23 protein-coding genes and 1 tRNA gene are annotated in these 22,849 nt (G+C 35.0%); 16 read left to right on the plus strand and 8 right to left on the minus strand.

All coding sequences use genetic code 11. The features are described from left to right. Window positions 1–113: 113 nt before the first annotated feature. Window positions 114–193: transfer RNA gene (locus BHE19_RS04640), tRNA-Leu, on the minus strand. Between the two features lie 228 nt (window positions 194–421). Between BHE19_RS04640 and BHE19_RS04645 the strand changes: the two genes are divergently transcribed. The 4 genes from BHE19_RS04645 (at window position 422) to BHE19_RS04660 (ending at window position 4,018) form a co-directional block, all read left to right on the plus strand. After that, window positions 422–1,363, plus strand: a complete 942-nt coding sequence (locus tag BHE19_RS04645; protein WP_017494542.1) for a ribose-phosphate pyrophosphokinase — start codon at window positions 422–424, stop codon at window positions 1,361–1,363. Window positions 1,364–1,491: 128 nt separating this feature from the next. Next, window positions 1,492–2,103 (plus strand): 50S ribosomal protein L25/general stress protein Ctc, encoded by a 612-nt coding sequence (locus BHE19_RS04650; protein WP_017494541.1) that lies wholly within the window; start codon window positions 1,492–1,494, stop codon window positions 2,101–2,103. Between the two features lie 541 nt (window positions 2,104–2,644). Beyond that, window positions 2,645–3,271, plus strand: a complete 627-nt coding sequence (gene pth, locus BHE19_RS04655; RefSeq protein ID WP_070906150.1) for an aminoacyl-tRNA hydrolase — start codon at window positions 2,645–2,647, stop codon at window positions 3,269–3,271. A gap of 138 nt (window positions 3,272–3,409) precedes the next feature. Next, a complete protein-coding gene (locus BHE19_RS04660) occupies window positions 3,410–4,018 on the plus strand; it encodes a superoxide dismutase (protein ID WP_017494539.1) in 609 nt (202 codons plus the stop codon). A 91-nt stretch (window positions 4,019–4,109) separates the two neighbouring features. On the opposite strand, the gene BHE19_RS04665 is transcribed toward BHE19_RS04660, so the two are convergent. From BHE19_RS04665 to BHE19_RS04685, 5 genes are all read right to left on the minus strand, one after another. Further along, the gene (locus tag BHE19_RS04665) at window positions 4,110–4,454 is read right to left on the minus strand and encodes a hypothetical protein (RefSeq protein ID WP_070906151.1); all 345 of its coding nucleotides are present in this window, start codon (window positions 4,452–4,454) and stop codon (window positions 4,110–4,112) included. A 702-nt stretch (window positions 4,455–5,156) separates the two neighbouring features. After that, window positions 5,157–7,055, minus strand: coding sequence for an amidophosphoribosyltransferase (locus BHE19_RS04670; RefSeq protein ID WP_070906152.1), 1,899 nt, complete (start codon window positions 7,053–7,055; stop codon window positions 5,157–5,159). An 82-nt stretch (window positions 7,056–7,137) separates the two neighbouring features. Next, window positions 7,138–8,061, minus strand: coding sequence for a PfkB family carbohydrate kinase (locus BHE19_RS04675; protein ID WP_017494535.1), 924 nt, complete (start codon window positions 8,059–8,061; stop codon window positions 7,138–7,140). Between the two features lie 240 nt (window positions 8,062–8,301). Continuing rightward, entirely contained in the window at window positions 8,302–8,697 is a 396-nt protein-coding gene (locus BHE19_RS04680) for a hypothetical protein (RefSeq protein WP_070906153.1), read from the minus strand. Window positions 8,698–8,701: 4 nt separating this feature from the next. After that, on the minus strand, window positions 8,702–9,268 hold the full coding sequence (locus BHE19_RS04685; protein ID WP_070906154.1) for an RNA polymerase sigma factor: 567 nt from the start codon (window positions 9,266–9,268) through the stop codon (window positions 8,702–8,704). A gap of 276 nt (window positions 9,269–9,544) precedes the next feature. Here BHE19_RS04685 and BHE19_RS04690 point away from each other — a divergent pair, with 276 nt between their 5' ends. Further along, on the plus strand, window positions 9,545–9,892 hold the full coding sequence (locus tag BHE19_RS04690) for a DUF6249 domain-containing protein (RefSeq protein ID WP_026109770.1): 348 nt from the start codon (window positions 9,545–9,547) through the stop codon (window positions 9,890–9,892). Between the two features lie 65 nt (window positions 9,893–9,957). On the opposite strand, the gene rnhA is transcribed toward BHE19_RS04690, so the two are convergent. Together rnhA and purN are read right to left on the minus strand one after the other, a co-directional pair. Next, a complete protein-coding gene (rnhA, locus tag BHE19_RS04695) occupies window positions 9,958–10,434 on the minus strand; it encodes a ribonuclease HI (RefSeq protein WP_070906155.1) in 477 nt (158 codons plus the stop codon). A gap of 153 nt (window positions 10,435–10,587) precedes the next feature. Next, entirely contained in the window at window positions 10,588–11,151 is a 564-nt protein-coding gene (gene purN / locus BHE19_RS04700; RefSeq protein ID WP_070906156.1) for a phosphoribosylglycinamide formyltransferase, read from the minus strand. A 175-nt stretch (window positions 11,152–11,326) separates the two neighbouring features. Between purN and BHE19_RS04705 the strand changes: the two genes are divergently transcribed. The 11 genes from BHE19_RS04705 to BHE19_RS04755 all read left to right on the plus strand — a co-directional run bounded on the left by BHE19_RS04705 (window position 11,327) and on the right by BHE19_RS04755 (window position 22,770). After that, window positions 11,327–11,563: an acyl carrier protein gene (locus BHE19_RS04705; RefSeq protein ID WP_007137004.1), complete on the plus strand. Its 237-nt coding sequence runs from the start codon at window positions 11,327–11,329 to the stop codon at window positions 11,561–11,563. Window positions 11,564–11,806: 243 nt separating this feature from the next. After that, window positions 11,807–13,060 (plus strand): beta-ketoacyl-ACP synthase II, encoded by a 1,254-nt coding sequence (fabF, locus tag BHE19_RS04710; RefSeq protein ID WP_017496946.1) that lies wholly within the window; start codon window positions 11,807–11,809, stop codon window positions 13,058–13,060. Between the two features lie 9 nt (window positions 13,061–13,069). Next, window positions 13,070–13,810, plus strand: a complete 741-nt coding sequence (gene rnc / locus BHE19_RS04715) for a ribonuclease III (protein ID WP_017496945.1) — start codon at window positions 13,070–13,072, stop codon at window positions 13,808–13,810. Between the two features lie 124 nt (window positions 13,811–13,934). Continuing rightward, window positions 13,935–14,423 carry an IPExxxVDY family protein gene (locus BHE19_RS04720; protein ID WP_017496944.1) on the plus strand — a complete coding sequence of 163 codons (489 nt, stop codon included), beginning with the start codon at window positions 13,935–13,937 and terminating at the stop codon, window positions 14,421–14,423. 5 nt (window positions 14,424–14,428) lie between these two features. Next, window positions 14,429–15,862, plus strand: coding sequence for a pyruvate kinase (gene pyk / locus BHE19_RS04725; RefSeq protein WP_070906157.1), 1,434 nt, complete (start codon window positions 14,429–14,431; stop codon window positions 15,860–15,862). Window positions 15,863–16,252: 390 nt separating this feature from the next. Continuing rightward, window positions 16,253–16,834, plus strand: a complete 582-nt coding sequence (locus BHE19_RS04730) for a DUF4136 domain-containing protein (protein WP_017496942.1) — start codon at window positions 16,253–16,255, stop codon at window positions 16,832–16,834. Window positions 16,835–17,135: 301 nt separating this feature from the next. Further along, window positions 17,136–18,332, plus strand: coding sequence for a C1 family peptidase (locus tag BHE19_RS04735; protein WP_017496941.1), 1,197 nt, complete (start codon window positions 17,136–17,138; stop codon window positions 18,330–18,332). Window positions 18,333–18,951: 619 nt separating this feature from the next. Continuing rightward, window positions 18,952–19,626 carry a hypothetical protein gene (locus BHE19_RS04740; RefSeq protein ID WP_070906158.1) on the plus strand — a complete coding sequence of 225 codons (675 nt, stop codon included), beginning with the start codon at window positions 18,952–18,954 and terminating at the stop codon, window positions 19,624–19,626. Between the two features lie 24 nt (window positions 19,627–19,650). Further along, window positions 19,651–21,171 carry a Dyp-type peroxidase gene (locus BHE19_RS04745; RefSeq protein ID WP_070906159.1) on the plus strand — a complete coding sequence of 507 codons (1,521 nt, stop codon included), beginning with the start codon at window positions 19,651–19,653 and terminating at the stop codon, window positions 21,169–21,171. Window positions 21,172–21,463: 292 nt separating this feature from the next. Next, a complete protein-coding gene (locus tag BHE19_RS04750) occupies window positions 21,464–21,664 on the plus strand; it encodes a hypothetical protein (protein ID WP_070906160.1) in 201 nt (66 codons plus the stop codon). A 5-nt stretch (window positions 21,665–21,669) separates the two neighbouring features. Continuing rightward, window positions 21,670–22,770: a hypothetical protein gene (locus tag BHE19_RS04755; RefSeq protein ID WP_070906161.1), complete on the plus strand. Its 1,101-nt coding sequence runs from the start codon at window positions 21,670–21,672 to the stop codon at window positions 22,768–22,770. The last annotated feature ends 79 nt before the right edge of the window (window positions 22,771–22,849 follow it).

Below are 22,849 nucleotides of genomic sequence, written 5' to 3' on the forward strand. Positions count from 1 at the left end.
AAACACAACCAAAAAACCCGCGGCTTCAACCGCGGGCAATATTCAAATCAAAGATCAAATTCAAAATTTATAAAGCACAAAAAAAGCCCCTTCTAAACAGAAGAGGCTTTAAGTACCCGGAGCCGGAGTCGAACCGGCACGGTTTCCCACAGGTGTTTGAGACCAGCGCGTCTACCAATTCCGCCATCCGGGCTTAGCAGACGAAAAAACAATCAAGATTTGATTATTTCAACGCAATAGAATAAGTTCATTATGATGTCATAACTGTGCTTATTCCTTTAACACGGTGCAAATGTAAAAAATAAAATTAAAAATTCTAATAAAAATACTTAATTTTTTCCTTTCAGTGTCCAATAAATTTTCTAAATTTGCACCTCGTTAAAACGAAGCACACACAACTAACTACAAAACAACAAATTAAATGTCGCACCTAGAACCAGAAGCTAAAATTTTTGCTTGTTCACAAAGTGTCTATCTTGCAGAAAAAATTGCAGAACAGTACGGAATTCCGTTAGGAAAAGTAACGATGTCGAAGTATAGTGATGGAGAATTCCAACCATCGTACGAAGAATCAATAAGAGGATTACGTGTTTTTATCGTGTGTTCAACTTTCCCATCTGCTGATAATTTGATGGAATTGTTACTTATGATTGATGCAGCAAAACGTGCATCAGCAAGACACATTACAGCTGTCATGCCTTATTTTGGTTGGGCAAGACAAGACAGAAAAGACAAACCAAGAGTTCCGATTGGAGCAAAATTAGTAGCTAATTTATTAGATGCTGCCGGAGCGACAAGAGTAATGACAATGGATTTGCACGCAGATCAAATTCAGGGGTTTTTCGAAAAACCGGTAGATCATTTATTTGCATCTACAATCTTTTTACCATACGTAGAAAGTTTAAAGTTAGACAATCTAACCATTGCATCTCCGGATATGGGAGGTTCAAAAAGAGCATATGCTTACTCTAAGTTTCTAGAATCAGATGTAGTAATCTGTTACAAACAAAGAAAAGCTGCCAACGTTATCGACACTATGGAACTAATTGGTGAAGTAAAAGGCCGTAACGTAATATTAGTAGACGACATGATCGATACAGGTGGAACATTAGCTAAAGCCGCAGATTTAATGATCGAAAAAGGAGCATTAAGCGTTAGAGCCATTTGTACACACGCCATTTTATCAGGTGAAGCCTACGAAAAAATTGAAAACTCTAAATTAAGCGAATTAATCGTTACCGATTCTATTCCTTTAAAAAGAGAATCAAAGAAAATAAGAGTCGTGAGTTGTGCACCTCTTTTTGCTGAAGTTATGCACATGGTGCACCACAACAATTCCATCAGTGGAAAATTTATAATGTAAATTTTGGCCGTAAGCTTTAAGCAATAAGCCGTAAGCACTCCAATAGTTACTTTATAAAAAGCTTAAAGCCTACAGCTTAAAGCTTATAGCAACATAGAATATTTATTAATAACTATATTTTTTTTACAATGAAATCGATTACAATTAAAGGATCAGAAAGAGAAAGCGTGGGCAAAGTGTCAACTAAAGCCTTACGTAATGCTGGAGCGGTTCCTTGCGTGTTATACGGAGGAAATCAAGCAGTACACTTCTCAGCAGACGCTGCAGCGTTCAAAAACTTGGTTTACACTCCAAACGCACACACAGTTGTGATTGAGCTTGGAAAAGGAAAATCATTTACAGCAGTTTTACAAGACATTCAGGTTCACCCTGTTTCTGACAAAATTTTACACATTGACTTCTTCCAATTATTTGATGATAAAGAAATCACAATGGAAGTTCCTGTGAAAATCGTTGGTACATCTAAAGGTGTTCTTGCAGGTGGTGTTTTACGTTTAAACCAACGTAAATTAAAAGTTAAAGCTTTACCTAAAAATCTTCCTGATTTTGTTGAAGCTGACATTACTCCACTTGAAATGGGTAACAAATTATATGTTACTAAAGTTGGAAAACCAGAGTACAAAGTTATGCACCCGGACAACACAGTAGTTTGTCAGGTAAGAATCTCTCGTGCTGCTATGAAAGCTGCTCAAGAGGCTGCAAAAGCTGCAAAAGCTCCTGCAAAAGGAAAGAAAAAATAATTTTTTTCAATTCAAAATACAAAGCATCAATCGAAAGGTTGGTGCTTTTTTTTTGAGGTTCTGAGATGCTGAGATACTAAGGTTCTAAGATTTTTTACTACAGGACGGTTTCGACTCCGCTCAGTCCGACATTTTTGACAAATATTAAGTGTGTCTGGCTGAGCGAAGTCGAAGCCCTTTAAAGCCAATTCTCTAATTATCTGTTTTTTTCTTAGAAGCAGAAAATCCCGTTTTCATAAAACGCGACACTCCTGCCATCCGCTATATCTTTTTATCCGCAAAAAAAAGCGGCTAAAAAGGATACCGCTTCTGTCAGGGCTAGCCAGAAGTTTCGTTTTTCATCAGACAAGAGGCGTAAAGGTTCAGAGGTACAAAGGCGCAAAGGTTTTCAAACAATCTTGTCAGTATGATAAAAATGATAAAAAATAATCTGCGCAAATCCATTCAAATCCGCGTCATCAGCGTGCCATTCTTTGCCGTTAAAAGCAAATTATCTAATTAACAAATTGGCACATTCTCTAATTAACCCTATTTTTGTACCATGATAAAATGGATAACAAAACTGTTTTCATCAACCCAAAAAGAAGAGAACACTGATTATATGAAAAAATATTTAATCGTTGGATTAGGCAATATTGGTGCCGAATACGTAAATACACGACACAACATAGGTTTTAAAGTACTTGATTTTTTAGCTAAAAAAGAAAGTCTTTCATTCAAAACCGTAAAACTGGGCGCTTTGGCCGAATATAAATTTAAAGGAAGAACTTTTTTTCTGCTCAAACCAAATACCTACATGAACCTGAGCGGTAAAGCCGTAAAGTACTGGATGGACAAAGAAAACATTCCATTAGAGAATATCCTGGTAATTACAGACGATCTCAACCTCTCTTTTGGAACTATCCGAATCAAACCAAAAGGCAGCGACGGAGGACATAACGGACTTAAAAACATCAATTTAGTTTTAAATACCCAACAATATACCCGCTTTAGATTTGGGATCAGCGATCAATTCAAAAAAGGGCAACAGGTAGACTACGTTTTGGGAGATTGGGATGAAGAAGAAAAAGTAAAATTGCCCGAACGTTTAGAAGTCGCTTCAGAGATCATTAAATCTTTTGGTACCGCCGGCCTAGAAAACACGATGACTACTTTCAACGGAAAATAAAGAATTACAGTACGTTAGCATTCCGAAAAACGAATTATCAATTAATTAAATGGAATAATAACGAAATAGTATTTCCAATTCCAAAGTTAAATGTCTAAATTTGGAATAAATAATTATAAATCATAAAATCATAATATCATGGCTTTTGAATTACCTCAATTACCTTATGCATATGATGCATTAGAACCACATATTGATGCCCGTACAATGGAAATTCACCATTCAAAACATCATAATGCTTACACAACAAATCTTAATGCAGCAATCGCCGGAACAGATTTAGAAGGTAAAACTATCGAAAACATCTTAATCAATCTAGATAAATCAAATGCAGCAGTTCGTAACAATGGTGGAGGTTTTTACAACCACAATTTATTCTGGACTGTAATGTCTCCAAATGGCGGTGGATTACCAACAGGTGATTTACTTGCTGCTATCGAAGCTTCTTTTGGAACTTTTGAAGAATTTAAAGCAAAATTTGCTAAAGCCGGTGCTACACAATTTGGTTCAGGATGGGCTTGGTTATGCGTACAAAAAGGTGGAAAATTAGACGTTTGCGGAACTCCAAATCAAGACAATCCATTAATGCCGGAAGTAGGTTGTGATGGAACTCCAATCTTAGGAATGGATGTTTGGGAGCACGCTTACTACCTAAACTACCAAAACAGAAGACCTGATTATATTGAAGCTTTCTTCAACGTAATCAACTGGACTGAAGTTGCAAGAAGATTTGCTTTAGAGAAATAAGAAAATAGAGTAAAGATTATAGAAAAAAGACGAATGGCCTAACGGTTATTCGTCTTTTTTTATGGTTTAATTTTCCGTTGAACACTTCAATTTACATAATACTGGATATAACCAGCATATAGATCAGCAGTGCCATAAAAAATAATATCAAATTAATATTACGTAATTCTTCCTCTTTCTTCATTTGTAAAGCTATGGTTTCAGCAAACATATAGGCAAACCATACTATCGGAGCAAATATACTAAGCAACAGAAATTCAAACTCACTTCTATTACTCAAATCAGGAAGCGACAATAGCACGAGTGGCCCTCCGGCAATAATAGCCAAAATTACAATCCGGACAAGTAAATGCCTGACTCCTCTTTTTGCTTTTAGAATTACACCCCTTGAATTTCCATTATCTGCCTCAAAAGACTCCTTAAGTTCCTGATTCATTTTTTTTCGAGTTAACCTATTCTTCCCTATTCTTTACACAAGAAGCATTGCACTTCTAATTGAGTCCTAATATACCGCAAGAAAGGGTAATAAAAAAATTACAAAAAAGAGAAATGTGTGAAAATTAACCCATCGTATTGTTTGACTTAATTCAGAGTCATATTACTATTTAGAATCCAACTTTCTTGTCGTTAAAAGCCAATTCTTCTTAATACAGAAGAAAATAGAACAAAGATTATAAATAAAAAAAAGACGAGTACCATTTGGCAGTCGTCTTTTTTGTCGTTATATTTCGTCTTTACTCTATTCTCTTTGTTCTATGCTCTATTCTCTAAAAAAAGAAAATAAAAAAGGCGGAATCACTTCCACCTTTTTTGCCCCAAATCTACCATAAACTTAACCTACTAATGTTATGGTTCTGTAAAGGTATGGCAGCTATTCGAATGAAAAAAACTTTCTAGACGAATGGCAAATATATCCGATAAAGTGAATGTAATATCTTACTTTAGAAATACTTGAGTTTATTCCAATAAAAAAGGTGGAATTACTTCCACCCTTTTTGCCCCAAATCTACCATAAACTTAACCTACTAATGTTATGGTATTTCAAAAGTATTGCAGCTTTCCAATTTCACCAAACAAATAAGACGAACGGCAAAAAAAATCGATGAACTGCACAATTTAACCTTTTGTTAGTATTTTATTAATACGCTCTCGCGTCTTTTCCTTCGTAAAAATTCATGAAAGCTCTGTTAACCACACGGTTCCCTCCCGGAGTTGGATAATCCCCTGTAAAGTACCAATCTCCTAAATTTTTCGGACAAGCAATATGCAAATCTTCTACTTTTTGGAAAATAATTTTTACTTCGGCATTAATTTCAGGAGAGCTTAACATTTCGGCTATTTTATCTGAAATTTCTTCAGGAGTAAACTGATCGTAAATTGCCGTAACGTAGTTTACAACATCCGTGTCTACATAATTCTCCTGAGCTTTACACTTCGTATAAACCTCGTCAACAATATGATACAAATTTCTTTCTTTCAACAAAGCCAGAGCCGCTCTAAAAGCTACAAGGCCTTCCAGTTTCGCCATATCGATTCCATAACAGTCAGGATAACGAATTTGTGGTGCCGATGAAACGATTACGATACGTTTAGGTTTCAAACGATCCATCATCTTTATGATACTCATCTTTAAAGTAGTACCACGAACAATACTATCATCAATAATAACCAGATTGTCCGTTGGCTTAATTACTCCATACGTAACATCATACACATGAGCAACTAAATCATCACGACTACTGTCTTCTGTAATAAAGGTTCTTAGCTTAGCATCTTTAATCGCCACTTTCTCTGTACGAATCTTTACAGCTAATAATTCCTGTAACGTTTCTGCATTAAGTGTGTTTCTGTTGGCTAAAATATAATTGTTTTTTCTTTGATTTAAAAAATCCTGAGCTGCTTCAACTAAACCATAAAAGGAGGTTTCAGCTGTATTTGGAATATAAGAAAACACCGTATTATCGGTATCACTGTCAATTGATTCCAAAACAGCAGGTAAAATTAATTTTCCTAAATTTTTACGTTCCTGATAAATTTCAGCGTCACTTCCTCTTGAGAAATAGATTCTTTCGAATGAACATGCTTTTTTAACAGTTGGCTCTAAGATTTGATTCATAGAAACTTTTCCGTTTTTCTTAATGATCAAAGCATTTCCCGGTTCGATTTCCTGTACACTTTCAAAAGGCACATTAAATACGGTTTGAATAACCGGTCTTTCAGAAGCCACAACTACCACTTCATCATCCTGATAATAATATGCCGGACGAATTCCTGCAGGATCTCTAAAAACAAAAGCATCACCATGACCCAATAATCCGGCCATTGCATATCCTCCGTCTAAGTTTTTAGCAGAACGGGCTAAAATTTTTGCAATATCCAATCGGTCTGCAATTACCGGAGAAGCCTCTCTCTTAGAATACCCTTCGAGTTTGCAATCCTGATAAAGCTGCATTACTTCTTTGTCTAAGAAGTGTCCGATTTTCTCCATTACAGTAACCGTATCAGCCATTTCTTTCGGATGCTGACCCAGTTCTACTAAATTTTCGAAAAGCTCCTTAACATTGGTCATGTTAAAGTTCCCTGCCAAAATTAAATTACGGTGCATCCAGTTGCTTTGACGCAGGAATGGATGTACACTTTCAATGCTATTCTTTCCGAAAGTTCCGTAGCGAACATGCCCCAGAAACAACTCTCCTATATAAGGTATGTTTGCTTTTTGTTTGGCAACATCGTCTGCATATTCCGGATGAGAACTCATCTCTTCATTAATACGCTCATTGATTTGCTTGAAAACATCCTGAATGGGCTGTGAATGATTGGAACGAACTCTGCTGATATAACGTTCACCGGGAGCCACATCTAATTTAATGCTAGCAAAACCGGCTCCATCTTGTCCACGGTTGTGCTGCTTTTCCATCATCAGGTACATTTTCTGTATCCCGTAAAAAGCGGTTCCGTATTTTTCTTTGTAATATTCAAGCGGTTTAAGAAGTCTAACCAAAGCTATACCACATTCGTGTTTTAAAGCGTCGCTCATTGTGTTGTGTATTTTGTGTTGTTGTAAGTTGTGTGTATAAACGTAATAAAAAAGCCCCGTTATTATTCGAGGCTTTTGGGCATTATATTTCTATGTCAAACTGAGTTAACGACTTAAACTGCTGTAATCGAATCGCTACTTCAGCTTTGCTTAAGCTCTCCATCCTTTCTGTTCCAAATTTCTCTACACAGAATGATGCTAAATTTGAACCGTAGATTATTGCATTTTTCATATTGCCAAATGAAATGTTTTCACTTTGCGCAATGAATCCTGAGAAACCACCTGCGAAAGTGTCTCCCGCTCCTGTTGGATCAAAAACATCTTCTAATGGTAATGCCGGAGCAAAGAATACTTCTCTGTTGTGGAATAAAAGCGCACCGTGCTCTCCTTTTTTGATCACCACATATTTTGGTCCCAATTCCTGGATTTTAGCTGCTGCTTTTACTAAAGAATATTCTCCCGAAAGCTGTCTTGCCTCTTCATCGTTAATCGTGATTACGTCAACACGTTTGATAACGTCTAACAATTCAGGTAAAGCACAGTCCATCCAGAAGTTCATAGTATCTAAAACTACTAATTTTGGTTTTTTCTCTAACTGATCCAAAACACTGCTTTGTACTAATGGATGTAAGTTTCCTAACATCACCACATCGGCATCTTTATAGTTTTGAGGAACTTTTGGTTGGAAATCAGCCAAAACATTAAGTTCTGTTACTAAAGTATCTCTGGAATTAAGATCGTTGTGGTACAAACCGCTCCAGAAAAATGTTTTACCGCCTTTTACAATTTCGATACCTGAGATATCAATATTTTTTGAAGTCAATAAATCCAAATGTTCTTGAGGGAAATCGTCTCCAACTACAGAAACAATAGCCGATTGCAGGTTGAAAAAAGATGCTGATAAACCAATGTAAGTCGCAGCACCACCTAATATTTTATCTGTTTTTCCGAAAGGAGTTTCAATCGCGTCGAAAGCAACCGTTCCAACAATCAATAATTTATTCATTTTATGAATTTCGAATTAGGGTGCAAAGATACTTCATAAGTTACAATATTGCAACGGTTTAGGTTCTCAAAATTTTCATAAATAAACAAGAGTGTTTTTCGACACAAAACAATTGTAAATGAAATACTTACACCATAATATTTTAGGAAGTCAAAATATGTTTTACAGATTTAAAATACAAGATTTATTTTTACGAAATACTTTTGAAGCTTTTACTGATTTACAACACTAAGACCAGTTTTATACCTGATATTTTTTATCAAAATAATTTTTCAAAACCCCAACCTGAATCAAAACCATAAAAGGAACCACTAAAATCGCATATAAAACATTTTTAGATAAATGTATTCCTGAAAACAGCATCGAAATCTTATCCGTATATGATTTTCCAATTTCCAGGTTATTGTTGGTTCCGCCAAAGAATACTGCGTAAACCATCAAAGCAATCAAAGCTAAGCCGATCATAAACCAGGTCGATTTAGAAATCAGAGGTTTATACACTTTGGCTCCACTCTTTTCAGTTACCTGAATCTGAGCCATTACTTTTGAGGTAAAATCAATTGAAGGCGAATCTAAAGTGGTTTCGCTCATCATTTTATCAATAAGATTTTCTATGTTTTTATCGCTCTCTTTCATCGCATTACACTATTTCTGGTTCTAATTGCTTTTTCAATATCACAGCTAATTTTTGTCGGCTTCTAAATAATTTCACTTTAACATTATTGGCTGTAATTCCCATAACTTTTCCAATTTCTTCTAAACTCTGATCTTCGAAATAAAATAAAGTCAATAAAAAATTCTCTTCTGCCGGCAGCAAATTCAAACAGTTCTGAATCGTTTGCTTTCGTTCTTTATCTTCTAAAGCACTCAAAGCATTGTCCATGGTCTTAATTAAATGTGCCGAAAATTCATCTATCGAAATATTCAGATCTTCTTTTTTATTTTTCTTCAAACGATCCAGACACGTATTATAAGCTACTTTGTAAACCCAGGTCGAAAATTTCGAATCTCCTTTAAATTTACTCAACGAATTATAAATTTTAATAAAAGTGTCTTGCGAAACTTCTTCAGCCTCTTCTCTGTTTTTAACCATTTGAAGCGCCAGAGTAAAGATCATATTTTTATAGCGATCTACCAGCACGGCAAACGCATTGGTCTCGCCTCGCAAAATTCTATCGATATAATGTTGATCCGGTATTGTACTCATATTATATAGGACGACAGTTTATTATTGCAGGTTACAAGAATTTTAAAATAAATTCCAAATCTCAAAATCCAGGTTTCAGGTTTCAGGTTTCAAGTTCTAAAATCTGATTATTGAATACATTAGCGCTTTGTCAAAGTTTCGATATTCAAAATTAACTCATAATCAGCATGTTTTGGAATTTGGAATTTGTTTTTTGATTTTTTTTCACCTAAAGTTGTAACCTAAATTTTAAAGCTGTCGTCCTATGGAGTATCAATCAATTAAACAATAAAAAATATGGGACCAGAAATTTTAGTACCAATAAGCCTGTTTCTAATGATCTTCGGGATTATTTATCTTATTTATTCCACCAGAAACAGAGAGCGCTTAGCGCTTATAGAAAAAGGCGTTGATGCCAGTATCTTTTTAAAAGGAAGCGGAAAAGGCGTTCCAACCTGGAAGGTGCTTGTTTTAAACCTTGCCTTCTTATTAATAGGAAGCGGAGTTGGGATTTTCGTTGCTTTACTGATTACAACCTACACTTCACTGGAAGATTCAGCAGTATACCCTTCTATTATTTTTATTATGGCAGGAGTTGGTTTACTTGCCGGATTCAGCAAAGCAAAAGACTTAGACAAAGAGTAAAAACAGTCCGTAATACTTTTAACAACAAAAAAACGCGTCGAAAGAATTGTTTTCGACGCGTTTTTTTATGACTTTGAACCTATGGTTTCGTAATAAACGTCTACAGAAAGTTTTTTCTGCATCGATGCCATAACAGCCAACTCATCACAGCGTTCGTTCTGCGGATGATTGTTATGTCCTTTAATCCATTTAAAATCGACCTGATGTTTGCGGTAAATAATCAGGAAGCGTTTCCACAAATCCGGGTTTTTCTTACCGGCATAGTTTTTTTTCTCCCAACCAAAGACCCATTTCTTTACCACAGAATCGATGACATATTTAGAATCTGAAACCACCAGAACCTTCATATTGGGCTTTTTTAGCTTTTCAAGCCCCACAATTACAGCCAAAAGCTCCATTCGGTTATTAGTAGTAAGGCGAAACCCTTCATAGAATTCTTTCTTATGCGGAGTTCCAACCAATTCCATCACCACTCCGTACCCCCCGTTTCCGGGATTCCCTTTTGCAGCACCATCTGTATATATATGTACTTCGTGACTCATTTTTTTTTTGACTTCTTAGATATTTAGATTGTTAGATTTCTTAGACTGTTAGAATTCTAGATTGTTGGATTGTTAGACTATTCGATTTTTAGACTTCCTTGATTTAGCAAAACCTAAAAAACATTAAGCATAAAAAAAAGAAATCTAAGAAACCTAAGCTTCTAATAATCTCGAAATAATTTCCGGAAAGTACTTTTGTTCGAGTTCATGAATCTTTTCAGCCACAGTTTCCGGGGTATCTTCTTCGGTTAAGGCCACACTTTTCTGAAAAATGATGCCGCCTTCGTCATAATTTTCATTTACAAAATGAATAGAGATTCCGGTTTCTTTTTCTTTATTATCCACTACAGCCCTGTGTATGTGCATTCCATACATTCCTTTACCCCCGTAGTTAGGTAAAAGCGCAGGATGAATGTTTATTATTTGATCGGGATATTGCTCTATTATGTTCTCCGGAAATTTCAACAGGAAACCTGCAAGAACTATCAGATCCGGACCTATTTCTTGTATTTTTTGTAATACATTTCGCTCCAAAAGTTCGTTTTTAGAGAAGATTTCGACTGGAATTTGATGATTTTTTGCTCTTTCTATAACTTTTGCCGAAGCGTTATTTGTAAAAACCGAAACGACCTTCGCAATTTTGGTTCTCTCAAAATACTTTATAATGTTTTCAGCATTAGTCCCTGATCCTGAGGCAAAAACAATAATTTTTTTCATAATCCAATTTATTTTTAGACTGCAAAAAACGGAATAAAAATCGAAAATAAATAGTCTTAAAAAGTCTTTCTTGAAATTAATTTTATAAATTAGTGTTACATTTATAAACTAAATAGTTGTTTTAAAATAAAGTTTTTTATTTTTGCCAACAAATTAAATTCTAAAATTAAAGATTATGTCAGACATTGCATCAAGAGTAAAAGCGATTATCGTAGACAAATTAGGTGTTGACGAAAACGAAGTTGTAACAGAAGCAAGCTTCACTAATGATTTAGGAGCTGACTCATTAGACACTGTTGAGCTTATTATGGAATTCGAAAAAGAATTTGATATTCAAATTCCAGACGATCAAGCAGAAAACATTGCTACTGTTGGTCAAGCTATTTCTTATATCGAAGAAGCTAAAAAATAATAATACCGCACCCGATTTCTAAAAATCCCCATTTTTTGAAATTCCAAACTCCAGTTATTGGTATTTGTTTTTTAAAATTTGAAATTTTTAAGGATCGGGTGTTATTATTTTTTCTCAAAATTAAATTTCGATTGATTTTCAATCAAAAAGATATATTTATATTGTAATGCCCATGGCTCTTAAGTAAACAGTACAGTTAAGAAAGCGTGGGTTTTATTTGTTTAAAGTACAAAATACATATTTATGGCATTAAGGCGAGTTGTTGTAACAGGATTAGGTGCACTTACTCCTATCGGGAATAATATCCAGGAATATTGGAATGCACTTGTGAATGGAGTTAGCGGAGCCGCTCCTATCACATATTATGATACAGAGAAGCATAAAACGAAATTTGCCTGTGAAGTAAAAAACTTCAATATTGAAGATTTTATGGATCGTAAAGAATCTCGTAGATTAGATAAATTCGCTCAATATGCAGTTGCTGCAAGCGATGAAGCTATTAAAGATGCCGGACTTACTAATGATAATATAGACAAAACAAGAGTTGGTGTTATCTGGGGAGCAGGAATTGGTGGTCTGGAAACTTTCCAGGAAGAAGTAATTTATTATGCTAAAGGAGACGGAACACCAAAATTCAATCCGTTTTTTATTCCTAAAATGATTGCCGATATAGCACCTGCACACATTTCGATGCGTAACGGTTATATGGGACCAAATTATACTACTGTTTCTGCATGTGCCTCTTCTGCAAATGCTTTAATTGATGCTTTCAACTACATTCGTTTAGGAATGTGTGATGTTATTGTATCCGGTGGTTCAGAAGCTGCCATTACCATTGCAGGTATGGGAGGTTTTAACTCTATGCACGCTTTATCAACAAGAAACGAAAGCCCTGAAACAGCTTCAAGACCTTTTGACGGAACCAGAGACGGTTTTGTATTAGGAGAAGGAGCCGGAGCATTAGTTCTTGAAGATTACGAACATGCAAAAGCAAGAGGAGCAAAAATTTACTGTGAAATTGGCGGTGGCGGTATGTCATCTGATGCTTACCACTTAACAGCACCACATCCGGAAGGAATTGGGGTTATTGCAGTAATGAAAAATACTTTAAGAGATGCCGGAATGAATCCTGAAGATGTTGATCACATCAACACACACGGAACTTCTACTCCTCTTGGAGACGTTGCGGAATTAAAAGCAATTAGTGCTGTTTTTGGAGATCATGCAAAAACAATCAATATTAACTCTACAAAATCAATGACAGGTCACTTACTGGGTGCTGCCGGAGCTATTGAAGCAATTGCTTCTATTCTGGCTATGCAACACGGAATTGTACCTCCAACGATTAATCATACTGTAGTGGATGAGAACATTGATCCTTCATTGAATCTTACCTTAAACAAACCTCAAAAAAGAGAGGTAAATGTTGCTATGAGTAACACTTTTGGTTTTGGTGGACACAATGCTTGCGTATTGTTTAAAAAATTAGTGGACTAATTTCTGCATATGAATATTATCAAAAAAATATTTTCTAAATCCCGTTCTCAAGAAGACGGGATTTTTTTTGACACTATTCAGAAAATACTTGGATTTCAGCCTGTTTCTATCGATTTTTATAAGAAAGCATTTACACATCGCTCTTCCAATAAATTAGACGAATCAGGACATCCGATTAATTACGAACGTTTGGAGTTTTTAGGAGACGCAATGTTAAGTGCCGTTATCGCCGCACATTTGTTTAATAAAGCTCCCAAAGGCGACGAAGGTTACCTTACCAAAATGCGCTCGAAAATTGTGAGTCGCGAACATTTGAATGAATTGGGTAAAGACCTCAATCTCGTTCGATTTGTAGAAAGCAAAGTTCCTATTCAGCATTTTGGAGAAAATATTCATGGTAATATTTTTGAATCTCTTATTGGAGCTATTTATCTGGATAAAGGATATTCGTTTTGCGAAAAATTTATTCAAAAAAGAGTGATCACTCCTTATGTCGATATAGCACGACTTGAAGGAAAAGTAATTAGCTATAAAAGTTTGGTTATCGAATGGTGTCAGAAAGAAAAAAGAATCTTTCATTACGACATTTTTGAAGATAACGGCATTGATGGCCAACGTTTGTTTGGCGTAAAATTAAGCATAGACGATAAAGTCATTGCAAGAGCAAGAGCAACCTCAAAAAAGAAAGCAGAAGAAAAAGCCTCACAAAGGGCATATTTTGCATTTCAGGAAAAAATAGACAAGAAATAGCTACAAAACACTTGTAACTATCTTAAAGCTATAACGTTTTCGTTTATAATTTAACAAAAACATACACTTCTTAACTATTGATGCTCCGTTAGAAATAGTATATTTACACTTTATTTTTCATGACATGGCTATTCATAGATTGGATTTAGACGAATTTGACGAAATTGATTATTATTTAATGGCAATTCACACTTCATTAGAAGATTACAGATTGGCCTATTTTATCAATAAAAACCTTCCGATAAACTTAAGTAAGAGCAAAAACGAGATCCATGCTCAGACTAAAGAAGGCGAGGCAAATTTTTCGAGATTTTATTATTATGACTCCGAAAAAGCAGTTTCATGGAATCTGATTCAGAATAAAAATGAGATCATTTCAGTGAGTAAAAATGATTCTCAAGATTTGTTTTCCAATGAAACAAGTGAGGTTTCAACAACAATTCATTTACTTCCTGAATTCAAAAAAGTAGATTTTTTCCTGAAAATAGACAATAGCGAAGAGGCTCTTGACTTTTCAGAAATTCAACAGCAATTAAACAAAATAGAAAGTATTGCAGCAATTTATGCTGTAGATACTGACAAGATAAAATCAAAAAACAATCTAATTTTTTAAAAAAAATGCTAAAAACAAACAAAAAAACCAAAATTGTTGCTACACTTGGGCCTGCATGTAGTACGAGGGAGATTATCAAGGATATGATCGAGGCAGGGGTTAATGTGTTTAGAATCAATTTTTCGCATGCTGATTACGACGGAGTAAAAGATAAAATTAATATTATTAGAGGTCTTAATGAAGAGTTTGGTTACACTACTGCAATCTTAGGTGATTTACAGGGACCAAAACTTAGAGTTGGGGTAATGGAGGAAGGAACAGTAGTAAATGACGGTGATGTTATTACTTTTACAACTGCTGAAGATATCATAGGAAACGCTCAGAAAGTATTCATGAAATATCAAAATTTCCCAAATGATGTTAATCCGGGAGAACGTATTTTATTGGATGACGGTAAATTAATCTTCGAAATTCTTACCACAGACAAAAAAACAGAAGTTACCGCTAAAGTAATTCAGGGAGGAGAATTAAAATCTAAAAAAGGAGTTAATCTTCCAAACACTAAAATTTCTTTACCGGCTTTAACAGAAAAAGATATTGCTGATGCGATTTTCGCGATCGAACAAAAAGTAGACTGGATTGCGCTTTCCTTTGTAAAAACACCTCGTGATTTACAAGATCTTCAAGAATTAATCGCAAAACATTCAGAACATAAAATTCCAATTGTAGCTAAAATTGAAATGCCGGAAGCTCTTGAGAACATGGATAAAATTGTAGCATATTGTGATGCCTTAATGGTTGCTCGTGGAGATTTAGGAGTTGAACTTCCTGCTCACGAAGTACCATTGGTACAAAAAGATCTGATCCGCAGAGCAAAAACGGCAAGAATTCCGGTTATCGTTGCAACACAAATGATGGAAACAATGATTACCAGTTTAACGCCTACAAGAGCTGAAGTTAACGACGTTGCTAACTCGGTAATGGATGGAGCTGATGCAGTAATGCTGTCAGGTGAAACGGCTACAGGAAACTATCCGGTACAGGTTATTCAAAAAATGACACAAATTTGCGAGGCAGTTGAAGACTCTCCGCTTATTCAGGTTCCGCAAAACACACCGCAAATTAAAACAAAACGTTTTGTTACTAAAACAGTTTGTCATCAGGCAGCTTTATTGGCTAATGAAATCAAAGCAAAAGCAATTTGTACTTTGACGAACAGCGGTTATACTGCTTTCCAAATTTCAGCCTGGAGACCATCTGCACATATTTTAGTATTTACTTCAAACAGAAGAATCCTGACACAATTGAATTTATTATGGGGAGTAAGATCTTACTTCTATGACAAAGACGAAAGTACAGATGATACCGTAACTGATGTTAACGAAATTGCAAGAGAAAAAGGATATGTTGTAAAAGGAGATTATTTAATCAATCTTGCAGCAATGCCAATTAAAGAAAAAGGAATGGTAAACACCATGAGAGTTTCTGAAATAGAATAGTTTACTTCTTAAAGTTTACATGGAAAGCCATTCGATTATCGAGTGGCTTTTTTTTTATTCCTGCATTTTAATACCAATTGTATATTGATAATAGTCCTGTTGCATTGTACTATTTTCATATTACATCAGCATTTATATCAGAAAACATTGGGCTAAAATATAAGTAAAATTGATTATACTCTCCTCTTTTCATCAAAAGCAAGGACCTCGCATTATGCCATTTAAATAAAATCATTTATCTTTGATAGAGAAGCAATTAACTAAATTACAACAACTTACAACAAACACCACTATTTTCATTTAACACAACTTTACCTATACTCCGGATTTAATCAATATTTTAATAATATCAAATTAAACTAATTTAATCATTAATTTAAATACCAAAAGATGAATATTAAAAGAAAGAATCTTCGTATAATCCCACTGTTTTTATTGGGTTTACTGTACAGCTGCTCTCCAACTGTACGAGTTACCACCGATTACGATCGTGACACCAATTTCAGCGAGTATAAAACTTTTGCTGTTTACGACTTAAAAGAACAGGAAGGTCAGATTAGTCAATTAAATGTTGATCGTGTTACAAAAGCCATCCGCAGCGAAATGCTGAGTAAAGGTTTTACAGAAACTACAGCTAGCCCGGATCTAAAAATCAATGCCATATCAATCTTAAAAAACAAAACTGAAGTATCGGCGAACACTGACTTCTATGGCTATGGAGGCATGTATCGTCCGTATGGATATTGGGGTAGAGGTGCCATGATGGGAGGCGCCAATACCTTCGTCAACACCTATGATTATGTCGATGGCTCACTAATCATCGATATTGTATCAACGAAAACAAAAAAACTGATCTGGCAAGGAATAGGTAATGCAAAAATAGACAGCCAACCTAACAATCCGGAGGAATTTATTGCGTCCTCTGTCAAAAAAATCCTGGCAGGATTTCCTCCCGGACTAGCAAAAAAATAAAATTATCTACTTCTAAATCTAAAATCTGTACAGATGCTAATACGGCAAAAAAACCTCAAGACTTAGCAACTAGTAAGAGGTTACCTAGCAGATTCTCTATCAACATCAAACCCTACCGGTTGAAAAACTGGTAGGGTTTGATGCTGTTTGTATTTTGCGTATTTTGTAAGTTTATATAGCTTAACAAAAACATTTTATAAAAATTAACGGTTACAGGTTAGTTTTATTAGTTAAAATTTAATTGTTTTGTAACAAATTAGAAACACGAGAGACTAATTTATCAAAATCTTAAACATAAATTATGAATACATTTTCATTCAAATCAGTACTGGCAGCTTCTGTATTTTTTGTTGGGGCAACTGGATGTTTTGCACAGGACATTTTAGTGAATTCACTAAAACTGAATGCAAGCGAAAAAAGTAAAGAAAACTTTAAATTCACTGAAGTTATTAATCTTGGAACTACCTCAGTAAAAGCTCAGGGTTCATCAGGAACTTGCTGGAGTTATTCGACCAACTCTTTCTTAGAATCAGAAATGATTCGTTTAGGAAAACAACCGGTTGAATTGTCTCAGATTTTTTCGGCAAGAAACGTTTATGTTGAAAAAGGAATCAATTACGTACGTATGCACGGAGCGGTTAGCTTAGGCGACGGTGGTGCATTACACGATGTAATTAATATGTACAAAAAATACGGAACTGTTCCGAGAGAAGTTTACACAGGATTAAACTACGGAACCGACAAAAATAAATTTGGCGAAATGGCCGCTCTTATCGAAGGAGTTTTGGCTGCTGTAGTGAAAAATCCAAATGGAGAATTAACTCCAAACTGGCAAAAAGCATACGCTGCTGTTATCGACTCTTATTTAGGAAAAACACCGGATAACTTTACTTACAAAGGAAAAAACTATACTCCGCAATCTTTTGCTAAAGAAGTAGTAGGAATTAATCCTGATGAGTATATCGAAATGTCATCTTTCACAACTTCTCCGTACTACCAAAAAACAACTATGATGGTACCGGACAACTGGTCATTTGATCAGGTTTACAACGTAAAAGTAAACGACATGACAGATGTTATCGACAATGCTTTGAAAAAAGGATACACTGTAGCATGGGCAACTGACGTAAGTGAGAAAAGCTTTAGCTGGAAAAATGGTGTAGCTTATGTGGCGACTAAAAAATTCGACGATATGACGGCTGAAGAAAAAGCAGACATGTTTAACGGACCAAAAGCCGAGCCGGAAATCACACCGGAAATGCGTCAAACAGCATTTGACAACTACACTACAACAGATGATCACGGAATGCACATCATTGGTTTAGCCAAAGATCAAACCGGAAAAGAATATTACATCGTTAAAAATTCATGGGGAGAAACAAACGACTACAAAGGTTTCTTGTTTGTAACTAAAAACTTCGTGAAATACAAAACAACTGCCTTAATGGTAAACAAAGGAGGAATTCCTTCTGATCTTGCTAAGAAATTAGGGGTTTAATTACCTTAGAGTTTTAAAAAATAAAGAAGCGCTGCAATGAAAATTGTGGCGCTTTTTTATTTTAACCGCAAAGAGCGCAAAGGTTTACGCAAGGAATGCAGAAACCTTTTATCGGTAACCAATAATAAAAATCCGCACTTATCCGTGCTTTCGTGAAACGAATCCGTACAATCTGTGTGCTGTTTTTTTAACCGCAAAGACCGCAAAGGTTTACGCAAGGAACGCAGAAACCTTTTATCGGTAACCAATAATAAAAATCCGTGCTGATCCGTGCTTTCGTGAAACGAATCCGTACAATCCGTGGGCTATTTTTTAACCGCAAAGACCGCAAAGGCTTACGCAAGGAACGCAGAAAACTTTTATCGGTAACCAATAATAAAAATCCGCGCTGATCCGTGCTTTTGTGAAACGAATCCGTACAATCCGTGGGCTATCTTTTTAACCACAAAAGGCGCAAAGGTTTACGCAAGGAACGTTAAGCGCTATTTTTTTGTCTAAATCAGGTATAAGTACTTGGATGAGTTGTTTTTAGTATCCATAAATTCGTCTTGCTTAAGCAATTAAGAGGCACCTCCGAAAAGCCTGAAAAGAGTAGGATAAACAAATCAACTATTAAAACATGTCAACATCACAAGTAATTACAGTACCTATTACAGAGCAACAACATCTGCTATTTTTATTTCTTCCGTTAAAAAAAGGCCTTTTGGCAGAGGCACTAAAAGCTTCTCAGCTAATTAGAGAAGCTGCAGCTCCTGCAACAGCTCCAAACGGAGATCTCCGCAAAACAACTGGCGTTCATTATTTTACAATTTATGCACAAGAAGACGGAAAACCTACTCCGGGAATTCCGGTTCCGGGATTTCAATCTTTTCCGGGAAAAGACGTAATGGTGGTAATGTCAATCTACGACGGACAATTTGATGCTTATATCAATGCTTTTTTTGAAATTGACGCCGTTGTAAATGGTTTAAATGGTCTGTTGCATTTAATAGATGAAACAGGAATTCCCGGCGTAGACCCAGACGGACCGACCTCAGCAAAACATATCATAAAAAAGAAAGGAGTTAAAAAAAATGCAGCAGCATTCTTTTGTTTCCTAATGCGTTATAATTTTGGAGATCCTGTTTTTTCTGCCGGCGATAAAAACGGAAAATATACTTTTGGCACCAATTTCCCGGGTCTTACAGTCGCCAAGATTATTGATAAATATCCAAAAGCCAATGAAATATGGCCACCGGCTCCAAGTGATGTCACTTACAGTTTCCCAAAAGCCCAAAAACCGGATTGCAAATAATCCCTAATCTTATTGCGATAAAAGATGAGCAATTCAAATCAGGCTGAGATGAATGATGTGCAGGGATTAATACTCAAAGGGTATAATTTTCCCCATATCAGGTACATTATTCTAAGCATAAAAGACATTAATGGAGCAAAAAAATTCTGTGCCGGTCTTGCTTCACAAAATAGTACCACAGGTTTGCATATTACCACTGCTGAACCTTGGGAAAACATGATTAAACCCGATTATTGTCTGAATATCGGGTTTACGTATTGGGGTTTGGAAAAACTCATAGGAACAGTCAATTGCGACGAAATAAATGATGATTCAAGTGCCGAAGTCTTTGCTTCGTTTAAAAAAGGAGCTATAGCTGACGCAACCGAAATGGGAGACACAAACGAAAGTGCTCCGGCTAACTGGTGGAAAAACGGAGGCTGGATACCAAAACAAAAACCGAAACCGGACGGCAGTGATCTTCATATTCAATTAACGCTTTTTACTTTAACACCCAAAAACAGAGAAAAATATTATACCGATTTGTTGCAAATGATTCCCAAAGCAGCATCGGGAGGAGCATCAGTAATTCCGGTTTACTATCAGGATTCAGATCCTATAACGGTCGATGGCAATTCAGATTATGTCCATTTTGGTTATCGGGACAGTTTATCTCAGCCGCGTATTGATGATATTGTATGGAACAAACCCAAACTAAAAAAATTAATGGGAATAAGCAGTATCGACGACAGACCAAAAGTTCCTCTGGATCGTTTTGTAATAAGTTCGGATGCCGATGATTATAATGCACACCCCCTTTTGGTAAACGGTTCCTTTGCGGCATTTAGATTATTGTATCAGGATGAAGCGAAGTTCAACAAATTCATCCATTCAGACCCTAAAACGTCACCAGAACTAATGGCTGCCAAAATGTGCGGACGCTGGCGCGATGGTACTCCTCTTGTAGTCTCTCCTGACAAAGAAGATAAAACTCTGGGAGAACCAAGTTCTAAAAATTTCAATTTTACGAACTTCAATTATTTAGCACCAAGTCCAAACCAGCATGGCGATCAAAGCAGTGACGAAAATGGGTTAAAGTGTCCTTATGCAGCACATATACGAAGAGCAAACCCACGGGACGATTTTAATGTAACCGGAAACAACAACAATGCCGAAACCCACAGAATTGTAAGACGCGCTTCGCCTTATGGTCCCGTATACGATCCTAATGAAAAAGCCGGTATACAAAGAGGACTCGTTGGACTGTTTATCGGAGCGGTTCTCGATTTTCAATTTCGCTTCGTTACGAAACTCTGGTTAGAAATGGGTGGTTTCAGAAATCCCGATGATTCTCCAAATTACAGCGGTGTTGATCCACTATTTGGTCCACAAGTTTCGGATACCAATCCCTATGATTCCATTTTTGCTTTCAATAAAAACGGCACCTATAACGAAGTTCCAGGTCTGACCCGTTTCATTCGTACTGATGGAAGTTTGTATTTGTTTTTACCGGGAATTACTGGTTTAAAATATATTGCAGAAGGAAAAATTCCGCCGGCATCATAGATTGAGAATTCTTTTTGATCTTGCTGAGAAATTAGGGGTTTAATTACCTTAGAGTTTTGTAAGGATAAAAGCGTTGTAATTTTCATTATAGCATTTTTGTAGCCTCAAAAAGTATCATAACTAATATATCCTCATATTTTCAGAAAGAAAAACATTAGATGTTGATGATTCTTTAATCACAAATGAAAAATGATAATTAAAGTTCTTACCTCATGTTTTTTTAATATAAACAAATATCTTTTATAACAAAATTAATAAGATATTTACTTTAATTTAAAAAATTTGGACAATTATGGAATATAAAATTAAAAAGCAACAAGTACACAGGCTTCCTGTTTATTTAGCAAATTCATTCCTTACAAGAAGTGATGCTGAAAACTTTCTTGAGGAAATTAATAATGAAGACCCAGATATCGTTTATTCAATTGTATATGGTAAAAGTTATCCTTGGAACGGAACATTTGCAGAATTTCCAGAACCTATTAAAAAATAAAAAAAATGATAGAAACAGTTATTGATTTTGATTTAACAGAAAATTACGATGAGAATATTTTTGACAACTTTATGTCAACTGTTGAAAGATTAAATTTAAGTGGAGAAACTTCTATTGAAGAATCAAAAAAATTAGAGAATCTAGTTCTTAAACTTGAAAGAAATGTTCAGGATTTGACAGATCTAAGTACAGAGTTTAATTCTCTTATTTTAAATAATGTTAAACGAATATTGTCAGACTATAATAAAATTTTAATACATAGTCAATCAAATGAAATGTTAGGTTTAGCTTTTAATACTTTTCAAACGCTCAACAATAGTATTTACCATTATCAACATGACAATGCCTTTAACAAGTTAGTAGATGTAACTAATCGATTATCGATTAGCAATAATTTAAACGGAAATTTATCTTCTTTAGAAAATATAAAAAAAACGGCTTTTATAGGGCTCACAAGCTTAGAATATGAATATTCTTACGTTAACAATCTCTTCGATAATATACTTTATGAATCAAGTGAGATTTTAATAAATTTTAAAACTAAAGAAAACGAAACTCATAAGCCTTTAGAATTTATTTATCAATTTATTGAAATATTAAATAAAATAGAAGGAGTTAGAGTTGAAATAGAAGAAATAAAAAAGGGATCACTTGTTGTTACTTTAAGAGCATATTTCAATTCTAAAAAAGCTAAAGATGATGCATGTGAATTATTAGAAGGTGCAAAGAAGTTTGCGTCAGGGAAATTAGAAAAAGAATATGAGGAGAAAGAAAAAATAAAGGAAGAAAAACTGAAAATAAATGTTGAGAAAAAAATATTACAACAAGAATTAGATCAAAGTGTAAACTTAGACTCACTCTATTTAAAGGCATTAAATATTAAACAATCCGAGGAAGATTTAAAAAGAAAACAATTAGAAAATATAAAGCTAGGTTTAGAGGTTTTAAAGGATAGTCGTGATTTATTTACTGAATTAATTGGTGAAGGGTTTGTCTCTCAATCTGATTTTGATATGTTTATAAATCAAATACCTTTTCTTCAGAAAATTGATGGAAAGCTAACGGTTGGTGAGAATGCTTTAATAGATAAAAAAGATCAAAATTAAAATATTGTAGTCTTAATGCAATAAATAGAAAGAATAATACAATTCCTCTTTTAGGCATTTGAAAAGTTTTGTTGATTTT

This window comes from Flavobacterium tructae (assembly GCF_001853485.1).
Taxonomy (GTDB): domain Bacteria; phylum Bacteroidota; class Bacteroidia; order Flavobacteriales; family Flavobacteriaceae; genus Flavobacterium; species Flavobacterium tructae.